This is a genomic window from Halorubrum sp. SP3, assembly GCF_005435195.1.
Lineage (GTDB): Archaea > Halobacteriota > Halobacteria > Halobacteriales > Haloferacaceae > Halorubrum > Halorubrum sodomense.
On sequence record NZ_SGTU01000499.1, the window covers coordinates 1 to 336 of the forward strand.

Below are 336 nucleotides of genomic sequence, written 5' to 3' on the forward strand. Positions count from 1 at the left end.
CCCAGTCGGCGTCGTCGGGCATGTAGCTCGCGACGTGGCCCTCGTTGGCGACGTGTTCCTCGGTCGGGCTCGTCTCCTCCCAGTCGACGTCGTTCGCCTCCCAGATTGTGTCGCCGTCGTAGACGCCGTCGGAGCCCCACTCCTGGACGCCGAGCCGGTCTAAGATCTCCTGGTCCCAGCCGAGCGGGTGGGCCCCGTACGGCTTCGACTCGACGTTGTTCCAGAACATGTGCTCCTGGCCCTCGCCGTGGGTCCAGGTGGTCTTACACGAGAGCGTACACGTCTGGCAGGCGATACACTTGTTGAGGTCGAAGACGGCCCCCCACTGTCGGTCCG

Annotated in this window: 1 pseudogene; it reads right to left on the reverse strand. The window is 66.1% G+C overall.

Annotated elements, in window-relative coordinates:
• Positions 1 to 336 (reverse strand): annotated as a pseudogene (locus EXE42_RS17395) (dehydrogenase); the annotation flags it as partial.